The sequence below is a fragment of the Chitinibacter sp. FCG-7 genome (assembly GCF_040047665.1).
Lineage (GTDB): Bacteria > Pseudomonadota > Gammaproteobacteria > Burkholderiales > Chitinibacteraceae > Chitinibacter > Chitinibacter mangrovi.
The window spans coordinates 2,048,137-2,064,337 of record NZ_CP157355.1 but is presented as its reverse complement, the minus strand read 5'-3'; the positions used below and the strand labels follow the sequence as shown (position 1 = coordinate 2,064,337).

The window sequence follows — 16,201 nt, the reverse complement described above, 5'->3', positions numbered from 1 at the left end:
CTATTGATTTTCATGCATATACCCCAATGGCAACTGCATCAATGCAGCGGCAAACATCTAGGCCGCGCTATTTTCCAGCTCGTGTACGCGCAATTGCAGCGATTGCCGCTTGAAGCTGGCCAATCGGTGGTTCATGACATGGTTGACCAGCCCGTCGGACAAGTCGAAATGCTTGCTCCAGTGCTGGAATTCCAGATCGGTTTGCCCTAGCGCATTGTGGCAGCGCGCCAGCAGCTCGTGCGATTGCATGACCAGATAAGGGTTGGGCATGGCACTGGAGACTTCCAGCGCCTGATTCAGAAAATACAAAGCCTGATGGGGTCGCCCGGCATCCAGATTGATTTCGCCCAGGCCGATCATGGTGACCGCCTTGCCCCAGTTATTGCTGCTATGGGCATTGAGCACCAGCGCGCGTTTCAGCTGATCACAGGCGGCGTCAATTTTGCCCTCGGCCCGGAACAGATAACCACGGTAGTAGTAAATTTCTGGCTCGTACTCGCAGAAAGGAATACCCAGCACCAGCTCCTGCGCCTGATCAATGTACTGATGCGACAATAAATATTGCCGCCGATGATAGGCATAAGCGGCCAGATTGATCAGCAGGCAAACTTTGGCTTCCACCTGCTTGACCTGCTGCATTTCGTGCTGGGCTTTGTGCGTGTATTCAAGGCAGGACTGGTGGTCTTCAAAAATCCAGAACAGCTTGCCAATACCGATATACGCCTGCGCCCTCGCCTGTGCCCAGTTGCGGTCAATGCCCACTTCCAGCAGTTGCAGCCAGTAATCCATCGCCGCGTCGTACTGGCTCATTCCGAATAGAATATCGGCATACCAGTTCAGGGCTTCCAGCCAGATATGCTCCTGCTGGTGCAATTGCGCCAGCGCAATGGTGTGCAAGGCGGTGCTTTCAATGACATCAATCGGGGTGGACGCTTCGGCGCGGTAGGCCAGCAATTTGATCAGCGCCGCTTCGGCTTCAAAAGCGCCGTAGCCAAGGATATTGGCCCGTTCGGCGGATTGATCGGCAAGGCGGATTGCTTCAAACGGGCTGGGGTGGATGAGGGTTTTGGCAATATCAAGGGTCTGGCTGATTTGCTCGCGTAGATTATATTGGCCCATGGTCTTACTCCATCTGACTTGCTTCACGCCGCCCTGAGGGCTGGTCGTGTTTGCGCTGCAAGTACATCTATATATTATTATGTGCTTAATTATAGAGGAATAAAAAAGCGGGCATAAGCCCGCTTATCAGCCTGAAGATGACTGTAATATTTATGCTTGACCCGAGATGATCAGATATTTCTGCTGCAGCTCTTCTTTGCTTTCCTTGTGCTCTGGATCAAGCGGAATACAGTCAACCGGGCAAACCTGCTGGCACTGTGGCTCGTCGTAGTGGCCGACGCATTCCGTGCACAGGTTGGGGTCGATCACATAGATTTCTTCGCCTTGAGAAATCGCACTATTGGGGCATTCTGGTTCGCATACATCGCAATTGATGCATTCGTCAGTAATGATCAGAGCCATGATAGATAATCCTTAACAAAACAATCGAGTAACTAGATATAAAGAATTGTCCCACTTTCGCGCGGCAACGACAACCTTACTCTGCAATCTAGCCGCTTATTTTTTGATCATCGACCGATGCGCGGCAGATGAGCGCATATTTCACCGTCCCAGCCTTGCCCTCGCGCAGCATCTCCCAGCCAGTCAAATCCGGCCATTCGGCACATTCTATATACACCCGCGCATCGTCGGCCAGAAACGGCACGACCAGCGGCAACACTTTCTCCAGCAATGGCGTAGCAAATGGCGGATCGAGTAAAACCAGATCAAATTGCTGGCTATTGCGCGCCAGAAAACGCTCAGCGTCGCTCAGAATCACCTCGACATGGCCTGCGCCCAGCATGGCGGCGTTGGCTTTGAGCGCTGCGTGGACGGGCTTGGCCATTTCCACCATGACGATTTTTTTGGCATTGCGGCTCGCCGCTTCAAAGCCCAGAGCGCCACTACCGGCAAACAGATCCAGACACAGCTGCCCGGTCAGATCCTGACCCAGCCAGTTGAACACCGTTTCGCGCACGCGGTCGGGCGTTGGGCGCAGCGCCAGCGAATCAGGAAATTTCAAAAGTCGGCGTTTATATTGGCCCCCAATAATACGCACCTGATTTTTATGCTGTGCAGACACGGTTGCTCCGGTAAAATCCTGTGAATTCATTATTTTCCGCGATTTGTAGCCCGAGCGCCAAACCCATGTTTAGTTTTTTCAAAAAAAAGAAGCCCGCTGACACCGTAGCGGAGCAAGATTTAGCGCCTGCACAGGTCACATCCGCAGCACAGACCGCGCAAGCAGAACAAGCCGCGCAGGCCACAGAGGCCGAAGCTTCCACCGCGCCCGCCATGCCAAGTACGCCTGAAGCCCCAGCACAAGCCGCTGTTACCGAGTACAGCGCCGCCGTCGTCGCAAAACCAGAGGTATTGCCCGCTACGCCAGAGCCAGCAAAGCCTACAGAGCAATACATCGAGACTGATCCAGCCAAACTGGGCAACACCGATCAACCGCAAGAGCGCCCCAAGCTCTCCTGGGCCGACCGGCTGAAAATGGGTCTGGCCAAAACCCGCGATAAATTGGGCAAAAGTCTGGCCAGCGTATTTGGCGGCGGCAAGATCGACGACGATTTGTACGACGAGCTGGAAACCGTGCTGCTGACCGCCGATATGGGCGTTGATGCGACACAACATTTGCTCAAAGACGTGCGTGAGCGCGTGTCACTCAAAGGCCTGAAAGACCCGAACGAGCTCAAAGGCGCGCTGAAAGACAGCCTGGTTGAGCTGATCCAGCCACTGCAGATCCCGCTCAATGTCGAAGGCCACAAGCCGTTTATTCTGATGGTGGCGGGCGTCAATGGCGCGGGTAAAACCACGTCGATTGGCAAGCTGGCCAAATATTTCCAAAGCCAGGGCAAGAGCGTATTGCTCGCGGCGGGCGATACTTTCCGCGCCGCAGCGCGCGAGCAGCTGGTGGTCTGGGGCGAGCGCAATGGCGTGCACGTAATTGCACAGGAATCAGGCGATGCCGCCGCCGTGGCGTTTGACGCGGTGAATGCGGCCAAGGCGCGTGGCATTGATGTGGTGATTGTCGATACAGCGGGCCGTTTGCCAACGCAATTGCATTTGATGGAAGAAATCAAAAAAGTGAAACGCGTGGTGCAAAAAGCCGACCCGACTGGCCCGCACGAAATCATGCTGGTGCTCGACGCCAACACTGGCCAGAACGCCTTGGCGCAAACCAAATCATTTGACGACGCGCTGGGCCTAACTGGCCTGGTGCTGACCAAGCTCGATGGCACCGCCAAAGGCGGCGTGATCGCGGCGATTGCCAAAAATCGCCCGGTGCCACTGCGCTTTATCGGCGTGGGCGAAACCATCGACGATCTGCGCCCCTTTGTCGCCAAAGATTATATTGACGCGCTGTTTGAATAAACTCGGTTTGAACTTGCCTCCTGCGCAAGTTTAAATCATGGGGTATAGCCATGCAGGCCACAGCCATATTACCCTGCAAAGCAATACCCAAAGTTGATATTCAGCTACCACGTTGATAACAAGAATCGTAGAGTGGGTTAGCCCCTTAGGGCGTAACCCACCGCGACGCGACATAAAAAGCAGCGTAATCAACACACTGAACATCACCAACAAACCTACTCGACGCCAGCAAACTGCACAAGGACCGACATGATCCAGTTTCAGCAAGTCAGTAAAAGTTATCCCGGTGGCTTTGACGCCATCAAAAACTTGAGCTTTGAAATCCCGACCGGCGAGCTGGTGTTTCTGGCCGGGCATTCGGGCGCGGGCAAATCGACCTTGCTCAAACTCATCGCTGGGATCGAAAAGCCCAGCAGCGGCGCGGTGCTATTGAATGGGCAAAATCTGGCCCGCATGAGCCGTGGCTCGCTACCCTTTGTGCGCCGTCATCTGGGGCTGATTTTTCAGGATCACAAAATCCTGTATGACCGCAGTGTGTTCGACAATGTGCGCCTGCCGCTTGATATTATCGGCTTTGATTATCAGAAAGGCCGCCGTCGTGTGCTGGCGGCGCTAGATAAAGTCGGTCTGGCGGGCAAGGAAAAACTCAATCCGGTATCGCTTTCCGGCGGCGAGCAGCAAAGGCTGTGCATTGCCCGCGCGGTGGTGCATCGCCCGTCCATCCTGCTGGCTGACGAACCAACGGCCAATCTGGATCGCGATTACGCGCACGATATTCTGGAATTATTCAAATCATTCCATCAGGTTGGCGTCACGCTGGTGATTTCCGCCCACGATGAATCGCTGATGGCCGATTATGGCCGCCGCATTCTGCGCCTGAAACACGGCCAATTTACCGCATAAAAAGGGAACACGATGAAAGCCTGGTTCCGCTCGCACACCCTCGCCTTCACCCGCTCGGTGGGAGGCTTGTTCCGCCAGCCCATTGGCAGCCTACTCAATTTGCTGGTCATCGGCATTACGGCCGCTTTCCCGCTCGCGCTGTGGCTGCTGGTTAGCAGTCTGGCGGGCATTAGCAAAAATATCTCGGTTGAACCGCAGTTGTCGGTGTTTATGGTGCCCAGCGCCGATCAGGCCCAAGTCGCGGCCCTGCAGCAAAAACTGGAAAACGATAATCGCCTGAAAGTGGTGCAATTTATCGCCAAAGATGAAGCGCTGAAAAAATTGCAAAGCAGCTTTGGCTCGGCCGATTTGCTGGCCGGCATCAGCGAAAACCCGCTGCCCGACGCCTTTGTACTGCAGGCCAAAGACCCCAACCCGCAGCTGCTGGCCACGCTGAAACAGGAGCTGGCCACGCAAGCTGGTGTTGAAGAAATCCAGCTCGACTCCGAATGGGCGCACCGGCTGGCACGCATTAGCGAACTGGGGCAAAACCTGTTTGAAGTAGTCCTGGTAATGCTAGGCTCGGCCTTAGTACTGATTACCGGCAACGCCATCCGCATGCAGATTTTGACGCGCAAAGACGAAATCGAAGTGGCCAAGCTGATCGGCGCCACCGACGCCTTTATCCGCCGCCCGTTTATCCATAGCGCCATTGTGCAAGGCATCGCGGGCGGGCTATTTGCCGTGGGCATGGTATGGGGCGCAATTGCTCACACCAATCCCGCCATCGAAGCACTGGCCAAATCATACGGCCAGCAATTTGCCCTGCAAACACCGGATGCACTGACCATCTTCATCGTCTGCACCACCATCGCCACGCTCTGCCTGCTCGGCGCGCTGATCGCGGTATCACGGCATTTGCGGCAGTATCGCTAATAGCACACCCAAACCACGCAGAAAAAATCCGGCACACGCAATGTTGAACAACATGGATTCAATTCAAGCAGAGCAAAACATGCATATATTCCAGCTGCAGGCCTTTTCAGAGCACACTGACACCGGTTTTGATATTTTTTATGGGGATCAGAGCGTAGGGGCATTGCAATTGCTCAGCGCAAACCCAGCACCTGGAAGCACTGATTCTCGGCATTTTTCATTGATTTTCAGCGGGCAGCCAACGCCCCACTTGCCACAATGTACCTACCATTTTGTTCACGCCATGCTAGGCAGATTTGACTTGTTCATTGTACCAATCGGACCAGACCGGCAGACTGGGCAAATGTTATATGAAGCTATAATTAATCAATAAGTTAGACTATTCCCTACTCTACAAATACAACCTATACTGCCGGGCTAGGCGACATGCAAGATATGTCAGCCACCCCGCAATCTTGACTCAAGGCCACTTGTATTTTTCGTCAGGAATATTTTTAAATCGAGCTTAATTCGCAAGGAGTGATGATGGCTGAAAAATCGGCAATGACGCGCAGAAATTTTTTGATCTGCGGAAGCGCCGCGACCTTAGCGGCAACTGGGCTGACCGCTTCGCGGCAACCACTTCACTCTGTACAAGCATTAGAAGTTGCACCTGCCATTTGTAGCAGTGATTTATCGCCTGCGACTGCAATCTGTCCGAGCACAATCTCATTGAATAACTTTGCCTCTTTAAAAGGGCAGATTTTTACCGTTTTTAATCAAGATAAAAGCGCGAAGCTACGACTTACTGATGCGCAATCATACGCTCAGCCGGAATCTACTCAAGCAACACATGGGCGACGCGACCCTTTTAGTCTGTTGTTTGTGGCTGAAGAAGGTGAGCGCCTGCCTGATGCCATTTACACAGTGCAGCACGCAGCAATCAAGCACCTTGATCTATTTCTGAATCCAGTTGGCGCAATACAGAAATCATCTAAAACGTACTATCAGGCTGTATTTGGCTAATCCAATGAATTTAGCAGTGAATCATCAGCTTATAGAGCTGCGACCTATCAACAGTGACGACATGCCCGTTTTGCTGCAGATTTATGCTGCCAGCCGCGCCGCTGAAATGGACTTAGTCCCATTTTCGGAGCCACAGAAGGCCGAGTTCCTGCGGATGCAATTCATGGCTCAGCATACTCATTATCAAACTTATTATCCGAGGGCGGATTTTTGCTGCATTGTGCAAGAAGAAACTGTGCTTGGCCGTTTATATATTGATCGCCACCCCGACGAAATCCGCATTATGGATATCTGCTTGCTGCCCGAATATTGTTACCAGCGCATTGGCAGCTATTTCATGAAACAGTTACTTGGAGAGGCGAGTCGCGTCAGAGCCAAATTGACCGCCCATGTCGAATTTGGCAATCCTGCCAGAGCCTGGTACGCCAGACTTGGTTTTCAAGAAATTGAAGAGCGTGGCGCATATATTTTCGTCGCCAGAGAACCTGATCTTCCCATTTCATCGCTACCCTCGAATACAATCGGTGATCAATCGCCACTAACGGCAGCGAATCAAACTAATCACCCTATGGAGAACACCGATGGCTGAACCATTTTTGGCCGAAATACGGGTTTTCAGCTTTGTCTTTGCCCCTAAAGGCTGGGCGCTGTGCAACGGACAACTGCTGCCGATCAACCAGAATCAGGCACTTTTTTCCCTGCTGGGCACCACCTTTGGTGGCGATGGTCGCGTCAATTTTGCCTTGCCGGATTTTCGTGGCCGTACGCCCATTCATGTCGGCTCTGGGCATTCTCTGGGCGAACGCGGCGGAGAGCAGGCACACACGCTGTCGATTGCCGAACTGCCCGTGCACACTCACCTGGTGAGGGCGGCGGATGCACCGGCCAATTTGCTGAACCCGCATGGCGGCATTCCCGGGCAGGCGCCCAGCCCGCAATACTCCGACACCAGCCCTGGCAATGCACTGGAAACCTCGGTTGCCGCGCATGCATCGAGCATCAGCAATGTCGGCGGCTCGCAGGCGCATCTGAACATGCAGCCCTTTCTGACGCTGAATTTCTGCATCGCCCTGCAGGGCATTTTCCCGTCTCCAACCTGAGGAAACAGCATGGCTCAACCGTATGTTGGCGAAATCCGCATCTTTGCCGGCAATTTTGCCCCAGCAGGCTGGATGTTCTGCGAAGGGCAACTGCTGCCAATTTCAGAAAATGAAACCCTGTTCCAGCTGATCGGCACTACCTATGGCGGCGACGGAGAATCCACCTTTGCGCTGCCCGATCTGCGTGGGCGCATTCCCGTCCATCAGGGCAATGGCTTTATCCTAGCCGAAACGGGTGGTGTCGAAGAAGTCACGCTGACCGTGTCGCAGATTCCGGCGCACAACCATGTGCTGCACGGTAAACAGGCCACCGTGCAAGCCGCCACCGGTAATGCCACCCACCGCGCACCTTTCAGCGCACAGGGCGGACACTTGCTAGCGAGTGGAAGCATCAAGGCCTACTCTCCCCTGCAACCCGCTGCGCAAATGAATGCAGTCACGCTGACCAGTAGCGGCGGTAGCCAGCCCCACAGCAATATGCAGCCTTATCTTTGCGTGAACCACATTATTTCGCTGTACGGGATTTTCCCGTCCCCCACTTGAGAATATCTATCATGGCCGATCCCTTTGTTGCCGAGATTCGCATTTTCCCCTTCAATTTTGCACCTAAAGGCTGGGCTTGGTGCGACGGGCAGTTGTTACCGCTCTCTCAGAATACGGCACTATTCTCGCTACTAGGCACGACCTATGGCGGCAATGGCAAAAGCAACTTTGCCTTGCCTGATTTGCAAGGCCGGACGCTCATGCAACCGGGTCAGGGGCCGGGCCTTTCTTTGCATGATCTGGGTGAACAGGGCGGCAGTGAAACTGTCATACTGACCGAGGCGCAAATACCTGCGCATAGCCACGCAATGATGGCTACCGCAGCGATCGGCAGCAGCAATTCACCGCAAAACAATGCACTAGCGATTGGTGCAAAAGCCACGCCGCTGTATAGTCCGACCAGCTCGGCCTCTGGAACCATGCACCCAGAGGCGCTGTTTGTCACTGGTGGTGATCAAGCCCACAACAATATGCAGCCCTACCTGACCTGTTATTTTGCAATTGCACTACAAGGCGTATTTCCACCTCGCACCTAAGACAATCCCCGCACGTGCCGGGACAATGCAAAATCAAAATACAGCATAAAGGTTGTTCAGATGAAGCACATTCGATGTTCAAAGCGGATCACACTTTTAGTAATTACTTTGCTACTCAACGCCTGCGGTGGTGGGGAGTCGAGCGTCGACAAAGTAACTCTTACTCCGGCCAGTATTTGTACCGGCGCCGTGAAGGAGTTATTTGTTGCCATACAGGGGAGCTATGACGGACTACCTGACCCTGCATTTGCCAGTGGTGCAGCTCTGCCGTTAACACCCGGGAAAATATATCCGGTCAAGATTTCTGGTAAAGACTGCGCCATCCGCTTCACAGGTAACAATGATGTGCAGTACAACTTCATCTACGGCGAACCGGAAAACAAGGCAGCAAGCAAGTTAACCGGTTTTTCGGGCACAACCATCATCAAAAACCCCGTCACCCTTAATCTGACGGAGAATCAATACAACATCAGTATTGCAACATCAAGTAATACGATTGAACTCGAACGCAGGGTCACAGCCATCTCCGGCGCAGAAGTGGCTGATGGAGACTTACATCTATATAGCATTCCCGGACCGGCCTCGTTTGGCGGGATGCAGTTAAAAGCAGGCAGCAAACGCTGATGCAATACGCAGGCGGGTACGGCAGCACAGTACGTTGCACTCCCCTAGCCATCAACGATTGATCAGTTGTTCAAGAACACAGTTTTAAACACAACGCCCTACGGCAATAACCGGGTATCAAATGAATATGCAAATCCATACTGCAAGCCAGAAAAATCAGCCTTTACTGCGCAATATTGCATTTGTTGATGCCCGGCTAGCCGATTACGAACAGCTAGTAGCAGCACTGTCACCGATTATGTCAGTGATTACGATTCCTGCCGATCACGATGGACTAGAGATTATCAGCTACACACTGGCTAATACGCCCAGCATGTCGGTGGCTCACGTCTTTTCACATGGTAACGCAGGACGGGTAACGCTGGGTAGCAGCGTGCTCGATGCCCGTGCGCTGGCACAGCCGGAAAGCCGCGCGCAACTCGCCGCAATGGCCGACAGCCTAGGCCAAGATGGCCTGCTGGCGCTGTATGGCTGCGATGTGGCCAGCGGCCTGCAGGGTGAAGCCTTTGTCAGCCGGCTGGCGCAGGAAACCGGCCTGCAGGTTGCCGCATCGGATGACCCGAGCGGTGCGCAAGCGCTGGGCGGCGATTGGACGCTGGAAGTGCTGGCACTGGCCGATGGTAGCCTGAGCAGTGCGGCCGCGCTGAACGCCCCGCAGGCACTGGCCGAGTATGGCCACACGCTGGCCACGGCACCTGCCGCCAGTGCGCAGGTGCAGATTGCCAACGGCAACGACTACATATCGGCCACACCGGGTACGACACCGCTGAATGTGCTGGGCGTGGTCGAGTTGTCCGATGGCGGTCGCGCCGTGCTGCTGGCCAATACGCATGCCCAGTATTACGACATGCCCAACCTCGATTACCTACAGGTTGCCCTTGTCGATGGCGCGGGCAATGTCACCACCAGAATGCTCAGCGGCAATGTGGCTAGCGTGGTCAACAATAATGCAAGCATTACCCACAATGCCGATGCCAACCTGCAAACCAACGATGGCGCGAATCTGGTCGCACTGAAAAATGGTGGCTTTGTCGTCGCGTCATATTCCAATGACGGCTACGCCATCCAGATGTACGACAATACCGGCACTGCCGTCGGCCTGTCTGCGATAGCCACGCTGACCAATTCCCTCAATCCCGACGTCAGGGTGCTCGCGGCCGACGATGGCGGCTTTGTCGTCCTGTGGACGCTGAACAATTACCAGACGCTGAATTTCCAGCGCGTCAACGCCAATGGCAGCCTGAATGGCGCAACGATCAGCACCACCTTTGATACCGACACGCACACCCCCTACATAGCGGGTGCGGCCATAGACCAGCACGGCAATCTGGCCATTCCGGTGGCCACCGACGATGTCTACACCAAAAGCCAGGTCAAACTGTGGAATGCCGCCAATCAGCTTGTCGCCACCATCGACACCGCCTACTACCAGGCGCCGGCGCTGATTACCGCCATGTATGGCGGCGGCTTTGACCTGTTCGGCAACGATGCAGCCTCCGGCGTCGGCAACACCAGCAGTGCCTACCATCTGCAGACGCTCGGCGCCGATGGCAGCCTGGGTCAGCTGGTGCGTGATGTGCTGCCGCTGACCGGGCTGAAATCGGTCAGCAAATCGGTTTCGGGTGACATGCTCGCCATCAGCGGCGCGGATGGTTCCAGCAATACCGCCTGGTTCATTGATGGCTTCCAGCCTGCTGGCGGCAGCACCTTCCAGATTGTTGGCGACGCGGGCAAGCTGGCTGGCAGCCCCACACTGGGCGCCGACAGCAACATTGTAGCGGCCTGGCTCACCGAGGCCAGCTACAACGCGGAAGGCCTCGCCACCGCTGGCAAAGTCTCGGTCGTGACCTATGCCGAGGCCTTCAACCAACCCGGCAATCTGCCGCCCACGCTGGCTGGCCATTTCATGACCCAGGGCGCCATCGGCGACAACGCCAGCATTGCGCCCTTTGCCAACCTCACCGTCAGCGATGCCGATTCGGCCAGCGGCAGCATCCGCATCACCTATCAGGCCGCCAACGGCACACTCAGCGGCGCAGGGCTGTCGGGCAGTGCTGGTGATTATGTGCTGGCCGCCGGTGGCATGGCGCTGGCCGACCTCAACGCGGCGCTGCGCGCACTGGTGTTCCACCCAACGGCCAACCAGGTCGTCGTTGGCGTCACGGTGCAGACCATCTTCACGCTCACGCCGCAAGACGCCAGTGAGCAGGGCCGGGCCAATACGGCCAGCGTGGTGGTGGCAACCTCGATCAACGATGTGCCAACGCTGGCCAATTCGATACCCGACCAGAGTATTGCCGAGGACGCCCAACTCAGCTTTACCTTTGCAGCCAATACCTTCCTTGATCCGGATATTGGCGATGTATTTGGCTACAGCGCCCAGCTCGCCGGCGGCGCTGCGCTGCCCGCCTGGCTGAGCTTTGATGCCGCTACGCGAACCTTCAGCGGCACGCCACTGAACGACCACGTGGGCACGCTCACCATCGAAGTCATTGCCGCCGTCAACGGCGGTGCGGGCGGCACTGTGAGCGACCAGTTCACGCTGACCGTCACCAATACCAATGACGCCCCCACCCTCGCCAATGCCATCGCTGACCAGAATGCCAGCGAAGACACGGCCTTCAACTTCCAGTTCGCCAGCGATGCCTTTGCCGATGTCGATGCCGGCGATACGCAGAGCTACAGCGCGCAACTCGCCGGCGGCGGCGCACTGCCGGCCTGGCTGAGCTTCGACGCCGCCACGCGTACCTTTAGCGGCACGCCGGCCAACGGCGATGTCGGTACTCTGGTGATTGATGTCATCGCCCGCGATGGTGGTGGCGCGACCGCTAGCGACACGTTCAGCCTCGTCGTCGCCAACACCAACGACGCACCGACGGTCGCCAATGCCATCGCCGACCAGAACGCCAGCGAAGACACCGCTTTCAGCTTCCAGTTCGCCAGCAATGCCTTTGCTGACATGGATGCCGGCGACACGCTGAGCTTTAGCGCGCAACTCGCTGGCGGTGGCGCACTGCCGACCTGGCTGAGCTTCAATGCCGCCACGCGCAGCTTCAGCGGCACGCCGGCCAACGGAGATGTCGGCAGCATCAGCATCGATGTGATCGCTGCTGACGGCAACGGCGGCAGCATCAGCGATAGCTTTACGCTGACAGTCACCAACACCAACGATGCCCCAACGGTTGCCAATGCCATCGCCGACCAGAATGCCACTGAAAATACCGCCTTCAACTTCCAGTTCGCCAGCAATGCCTTTGCCGACATGGATGCCGGCGACACGCTGAGCTTCAGCGCGCAACTCGCCGGCGGTGGCGCACTGCCGGCCTGGCTGAGCTTCGACGCCGCCACGCGCACCTTCAGCGGCACGCCGGCCAATGGCGATGTCGGCAGCATCAGCATCGACGTAATCGCTGCTGACGGCAATGGCGGCAGCATCAGCGATAGCTTTACGCTGACAGTCGCCAACACTAACGATGCCCCGACGGTTGCCAATGCCATCGCCGACCAGAATGCCAGCGAAGACGCGGTCTTCAATTTCCAGTTCGCCAGCAATGCCTTTGCCGATATCGATGCCGGCGACACGCTAAGCTACAGCGCGCAGCTCGCCGGTGGTGGCGCACTGCCGGCCTGGCTGAGCTTCAATGCAGCCACGCGTACCTTCAGCGGCACGCCGGGCAACGGTGATGTCGGCAGCCTGAGCATTGACGTGATCGCTGCTGACGGCAATGGCGGCAGCATCAGTGATACCTTTACGCTGACGGTCGCCAACACCAACGATGCCCCGACCATCGCCAATGCCATCGCCGACCAGAATGCCAGCGAAGACGCGGTCTTCAATTTCCAGTTCGCCAGCAATGCCTTTGCCGATATCGATGCCGGCGACACGCTGAGCTACAGCGCGCAGCTCGCCGGTGGTGGCGCACTGCCGGCCTGGCTGAGCTTTGATGCCGCCACGCGTACCTTTAGCGGCATGCCGGGCAACGGTGATGTCGGCAGCCTGAGCATTGACGTGATCACGACTGACGGCAACGGCGGCAGCATCAGTGATACCTTCACGCTGACGGTCGCTAACACCAATGACGCCCCTAGCGTCGCCAATCCCATCGCCGACCAGAACGCTAGCGCCCGCACGCCGTTCAGCTTCACCTTTGCCGGCAACAGCTTTGCCGACGAGGATGCCGGCGACGCGCTGACTTACAGTGCACAACTCGCTGGCGGCGGCGCGCTGCCGGCCTGGCTGAGCTTCGATGCCGCCACACGCACCTTCAGCGGCACGCCCGATGACGGCGATATCGGCACGCTGAACATCGAGCTGATGGCCAGTGATAGCCACGGCGGCAACGTCAGCGACAGCTTCGCGCTGGCGATCACCCCGCTCAATCCGGAAGTGCTCAGTGTGCAATCCACCAGCGCCAATGGCAGCTACAAGGCTGGCACCAACCTCACGCTGACCGTCACCTTCGACCAGATCGTCACGGTAAACACCGCCGGCGGTACGCCAAGCCTGCTGTTGGAAACCGGGGGTATTGATCGCAAGGCCATTTACACGAGCGGCTCGGGAAGCAATACCCTCAGTTTCAGTTATACCGTGCAGGCAGGCGACGAAAGCCTGGATCTGGATGTGCAGTCTGCCGGCGCACTGGCGCTCAATGGCGCCAGCATCCGCAATGCCGCACTGATGGATGCCATCCTGACCCTGCCGGCACCCGGCGCAAGCGGCTCGCTCGGCGCCAATGCGGCGCTGCTTGTGGACACCCAGGCCCCCACGGCGAGCATTGCCAGCATGCAGTTATCCAGCGATACGGGCAGCTCCGCCAATGACTTTGTCACCCGCACCAGCGCACAGACACTGTCCGGCCTGATCACCGGCGCACTCAGCGCCACTGATACGGTGCAGATTTCGCTGGATAACGGCAGCAGCTGGCAAGTGGCCGACACGCTCGATACGGCGACAGGGGCCTGGTCGAACAGTATTAATTTGACAGGCAATAACACACTGCGCGTGCGCGTTAGCGATCAAGCTGACAATACCGGCCCGGAGAGAGTTCAAAGCTATGCACTCGACACACAAGCTCCCAGTGCGACAGTTAGCATCAGCAGCAACAGCCTTGGCAAGGACACAGTGGCATCGGTCAGTTTTGCATTTTCCGAAGCCATCACGGGTCTGGACGCTAGCGACCTCACCATTGAAAATGGCCTGCTTGGCACTCTGAGCAGCAATGATGGCGGAAAAACCTGGACTGCAAGTTTCGCCCCAACTGCCGAAATCAGCGACAGCACCAACATCATCACACTAAACTTGACTGGCGTGAATGATCTAGCGGGCAATCTCGGTAGCGGCACTGTGGCATCGCCCAATTACAGCATCAATACCGTTACCCCGTCACCGCCCGCGCCAACTCCAACACCGATACCCGTCGGCACTTTCGACGGCATAACCGTCACCGAAGTCACGCAGAGCGATGGCAGCAAGGTCATCACCATTCCGGTCATCCCTGATAAACGCCCTGGTACGCCGTCCTCGCATGTCGAGATCCCGCTGTTTAAAAACGGCAATGGGCAGCCAGTGCTGGAGCTCGGCCTGCCCGCAGGCTTTGGTCTGATCATTAGCGGACAACCTGCCGTACAAAACCCGGCTGCAGCTGATCGTACCCTGAGCGATGCCATTACCCGCGCACTATCAGATGATCCACTCACGCGCGAGCAGATTGTCTCCGAGCTCAAAACATTTTTAAGCGGCTTGCCAACGGATGAGCGATTACTGATCCAGAGTATCACCCCAACACTACCTGCCGGGGCAGGCGTACCAGCCTTACCGCTGATCATCACAGGCTCAAATCGGCCAGAAGATGGTCAGCAGGCATTGGTTATTGATGTCAGTAAACTACCCAAAGGTACAGTGATTCTGGTCAACGACATCGAGTTTCTCACCGTGATTGGTGAAGTTCGTGCCATTGGCGGCGCAGGCCAGAATACAGCCGTCGGCGATGGTCAAACCCAATTTATGGTGCTCGGAGCCGACGACGACCTGATTCATGGCGGCGCGGGGAACGACACTGTTGGCTCGCTGGGCGGTAATGACCAGATTCATGGCGAGGCTGGCCATGATGTGGTTTATGGTGGCGCTGGCGACGACACAATCAGTGGCGGTAGTGGCAATGACCATCTCAATGGCGGCCTAGGCCAAGATACGGCACTGATGAGCGGTGGCCGTAACGACTACACGATCAGTACCGAAGGCAACACCGTGGTATTGACCCACAAGCTCGGTGAAATCGAGCGATTGATTGATGTTGAACTCATCAAATTCACCAGCGGCAATGATCTGCAAGTAAGCTATGGCGAGGTACATACTGCGGAAGAAAATCCCGACATTCTGAAGATCAGCACAAGCACCCGCTTTGTAGGAAGCTCAGCCAACGAGCAAGGCTATCTAGCGATGGGGTTGGGTCTGACGATTGACGGCAATGCAGGTCATGATGTGCTGCAGTTGCAAGGTCAGGCCAGCGATTATCACCTAGGTAAGAACGGTAACGCACTGGAAATTACCCGCTATAGCGATGGAGCGATGTTCAGTTTGCAGAATGCTGAAATGCTGGCCTTTGACAGCCAGCAGACCGTGGTGCTCGCGCGCAATGGTATCGAAGCCACGCTGGCCAGACTGGTACAGGTCTACCTGAACCGAGATGCGAGCATGACTGAATGGCAGGAAGGCACTCAGGCCGTGGCGGCCTACCAAGCTGGCAGCATGACAGCAGAAAAGATTTTCGCTTGGTTCCATTCCCAAAATCCGGGACTGGCAGCCCTAGGCAATGCTGCCTATGTGCAGACCTTATATCAAAACACGCTGGGGCGCGCTGCCACGCAAGGTGAGCAGAATGCGCATGTGCAACAGCTAGAGCAGCAAACGCTAAACCGTGATTGGCTAGCGGTAGAGATTGCCAACAGTGCAGAGGCCATCAAAACAATAGGCTCTGTGGTTCAATTTGAAGGCTGGCTATAAAAAACTAAACGCGTTGCGGCTGATCTATGGTGGCCTTGCTGGACAACAGTTGTCGCCCCATCATTCATGGCAATCGGGCTCCACGGCCTGCATTG

14 protein-coding genes are annotated in these 16,201 nt (G+C 56.2%); 11 read left to right on the top strand and 3 right to left on the bottom strand.

Translation table 11 applies throughout. The features are described 5' to 3' along the window. Window positions 1-57: 57 nt before the first annotated feature. From ABHF33_RS09820 to rsmD, 3 genes are all read right to left on the bottom strand, one after another. A complete protein-coding gene (locus ABHF33_RS09820) occupies window positions 58-1,119 on the bottom strand; it encodes a tetratricopeptide repeat protein (protein WP_348943797.1) in 1,062 nt (353 codons plus the stop codon). A 150-nt stretch (window positions 1,120-1,269) separates the two neighbouring features. Continuing rightward, complete coding sequence (locus ABHF33_RS09815; RefSeq protein ID WP_348943796.1) at window positions 1,270-1,521, bottom strand: YfhL family 4Fe-4S dicluster ferredoxin; 252 nt, start codon at window positions 1,519-1,521, stop codon at window positions 1,270-1,272. Between the two features lie 88 nt (window positions 1,522-1,609). Next, on the bottom strand, window positions 1,610-2,182 hold the full coding sequence (rsmD, locus tag ABHF33_RS09810) for a 16S rRNA (guanine(966)-N(2))-methyltransferase RsmD (protein ID WP_348943795.1): 573 nt from the start codon (window positions 2,180-2,182) through the stop codon (window positions 1,610-1,612). Between the two features lie 65 nt (window positions 2,183-2,247). Between rsmD and ftsY the strand changes: the two genes are divergently transcribed. The 11 genes from ftsY (at window position 2,248) to ABHF33_RS09755 (ending at window position 16,106) form a co-directional block, all read left to right on the top strand. After that, entirely contained in the window at window positions 2,248-3,477 is a 1,230-nt protein-coding gene (gene ftsY / locus ABHF33_RS09805; RefSeq protein WP_348943794.1) for a signal recognition particle-docking protein FtsY, read from the top strand. A gap of 249 nt (window positions 3,478-3,726) precedes the next feature. Beyond that, window positions 3,727-4,380, top strand: a complete 654-nt coding sequence (gene ftsE, locus ABHF33_RS09800) for a cell division ATP-binding protein FtsE (protein WP_348943793.1) — start codon at window positions 3,727-3,729, stop codon at window positions 4,378-4,380. 12 nt (window positions 4,381-4,392) lie between these two features. Further along, window positions 4,393-5,295, top strand: coding sequence for a permease-like cell division protein FtsX (gene ftsX, locus ABHF33_RS09795; RefSeq protein WP_348943792.1), 903 nt, complete (start codon window positions 4,393-4,395; stop codon window positions 5,293-5,295). 40 nt (window positions 5,296-5,335) lie between these two features. Further along, window positions 5,336-5,668 carry a DUF6916 family protein gene (locus ABHF33_RS09790; RefSeq protein ID WP_348943791.1) on the top strand — a complete coding sequence of 111 codons (333 nt, stop codon included), beginning with the start codon at window positions 5,336-5,338 and terminating at the stop codon, window positions 5,666-5,668. Between the two features lie 152 nt (window positions 5,669-5,820). Further along, on the top strand, window positions 5,821-6,300 hold the full coding sequence (locus ABHF33_RS09785) for a DUF6916 family protein (RefSeq protein ID WP_348943790.1): 480 nt from the start codon (window positions 5,821-5,823) through the stop codon (window positions 6,298-6,300). 4 nt (window positions 6,301-6,304) lie between these two features. Beyond that, a complete protein-coding gene (locus tag ABHF33_RS09780; protein WP_348943789.1) occupies window positions 6,305-6,889 on the top strand; it encodes a GNAT family N-acetyltransferase in 585 nt (194 codons plus the stop codon). Further along, the gene (locus ABHF33_RS09775) at window positions 6,882-7,400 is read left to right on the top strand and encodes a phage tail protein (RefSeq protein ID WP_348943788.1); all 519 of its coding nucleotides are present in this window, start codon (window positions 6,882-6,884) and stop codon (window positions 7,398-7,400) included. The genes ABHF33_RS09780 and ABHF33_RS09775 overlap by 8 nt, the downstream gene beginning before the upstream one ends. 9 nt (window positions 7,401-7,409) lie before the next feature. Beyond that, window positions 7,410-7,943: a phage tail protein gene (locus ABHF33_RS09770; RefSeq protein ID WP_348943787.1), complete on the top strand. Its 534-nt coding sequence runs from the start codon at window positions 7,410-7,412 to the stop codon at window positions 7,941-7,943. Window positions 7,944-7,954: 11 nt separating this feature from the next. Next, the gene (locus ABHF33_RS09765) at window positions 7,955-8,479 is read left to right on the top strand and encodes a phage tail protein (protein ID WP_348943786.1); all 525 of its coding nucleotides are present in this window, start codon (window positions 7,955-7,957) and stop codon (window positions 8,477-8,479) included. A gap of 60 nt (window positions 8,480-8,539) precedes the next feature. Beyond that, window positions 8,540-9,103 (top strand): hypothetical protein, encoded by a 564-nt coding sequence (locus ABHF33_RS09760; RefSeq protein WP_348943785.1) that lies wholly within the window; start codon window positions 8,540-8,542, stop codon window positions 9,101-9,103. A 121-nt stretch (window positions 9,104-9,224) separates the two neighbouring features. Further along, the gene (locus tag ABHF33_RS09755; protein WP_348943784.1) at window positions 9,225-16,106 is read left to right on the top strand and encodes a putative Ig domain-containing protein; all 6,882 of its coding nucleotides are present in this window, start codon (window positions 9,225-9,227) and stop codon (window positions 16,104-16,106) included. Window positions 16,107-16,201: the final 95 nt, after the last annotated feature.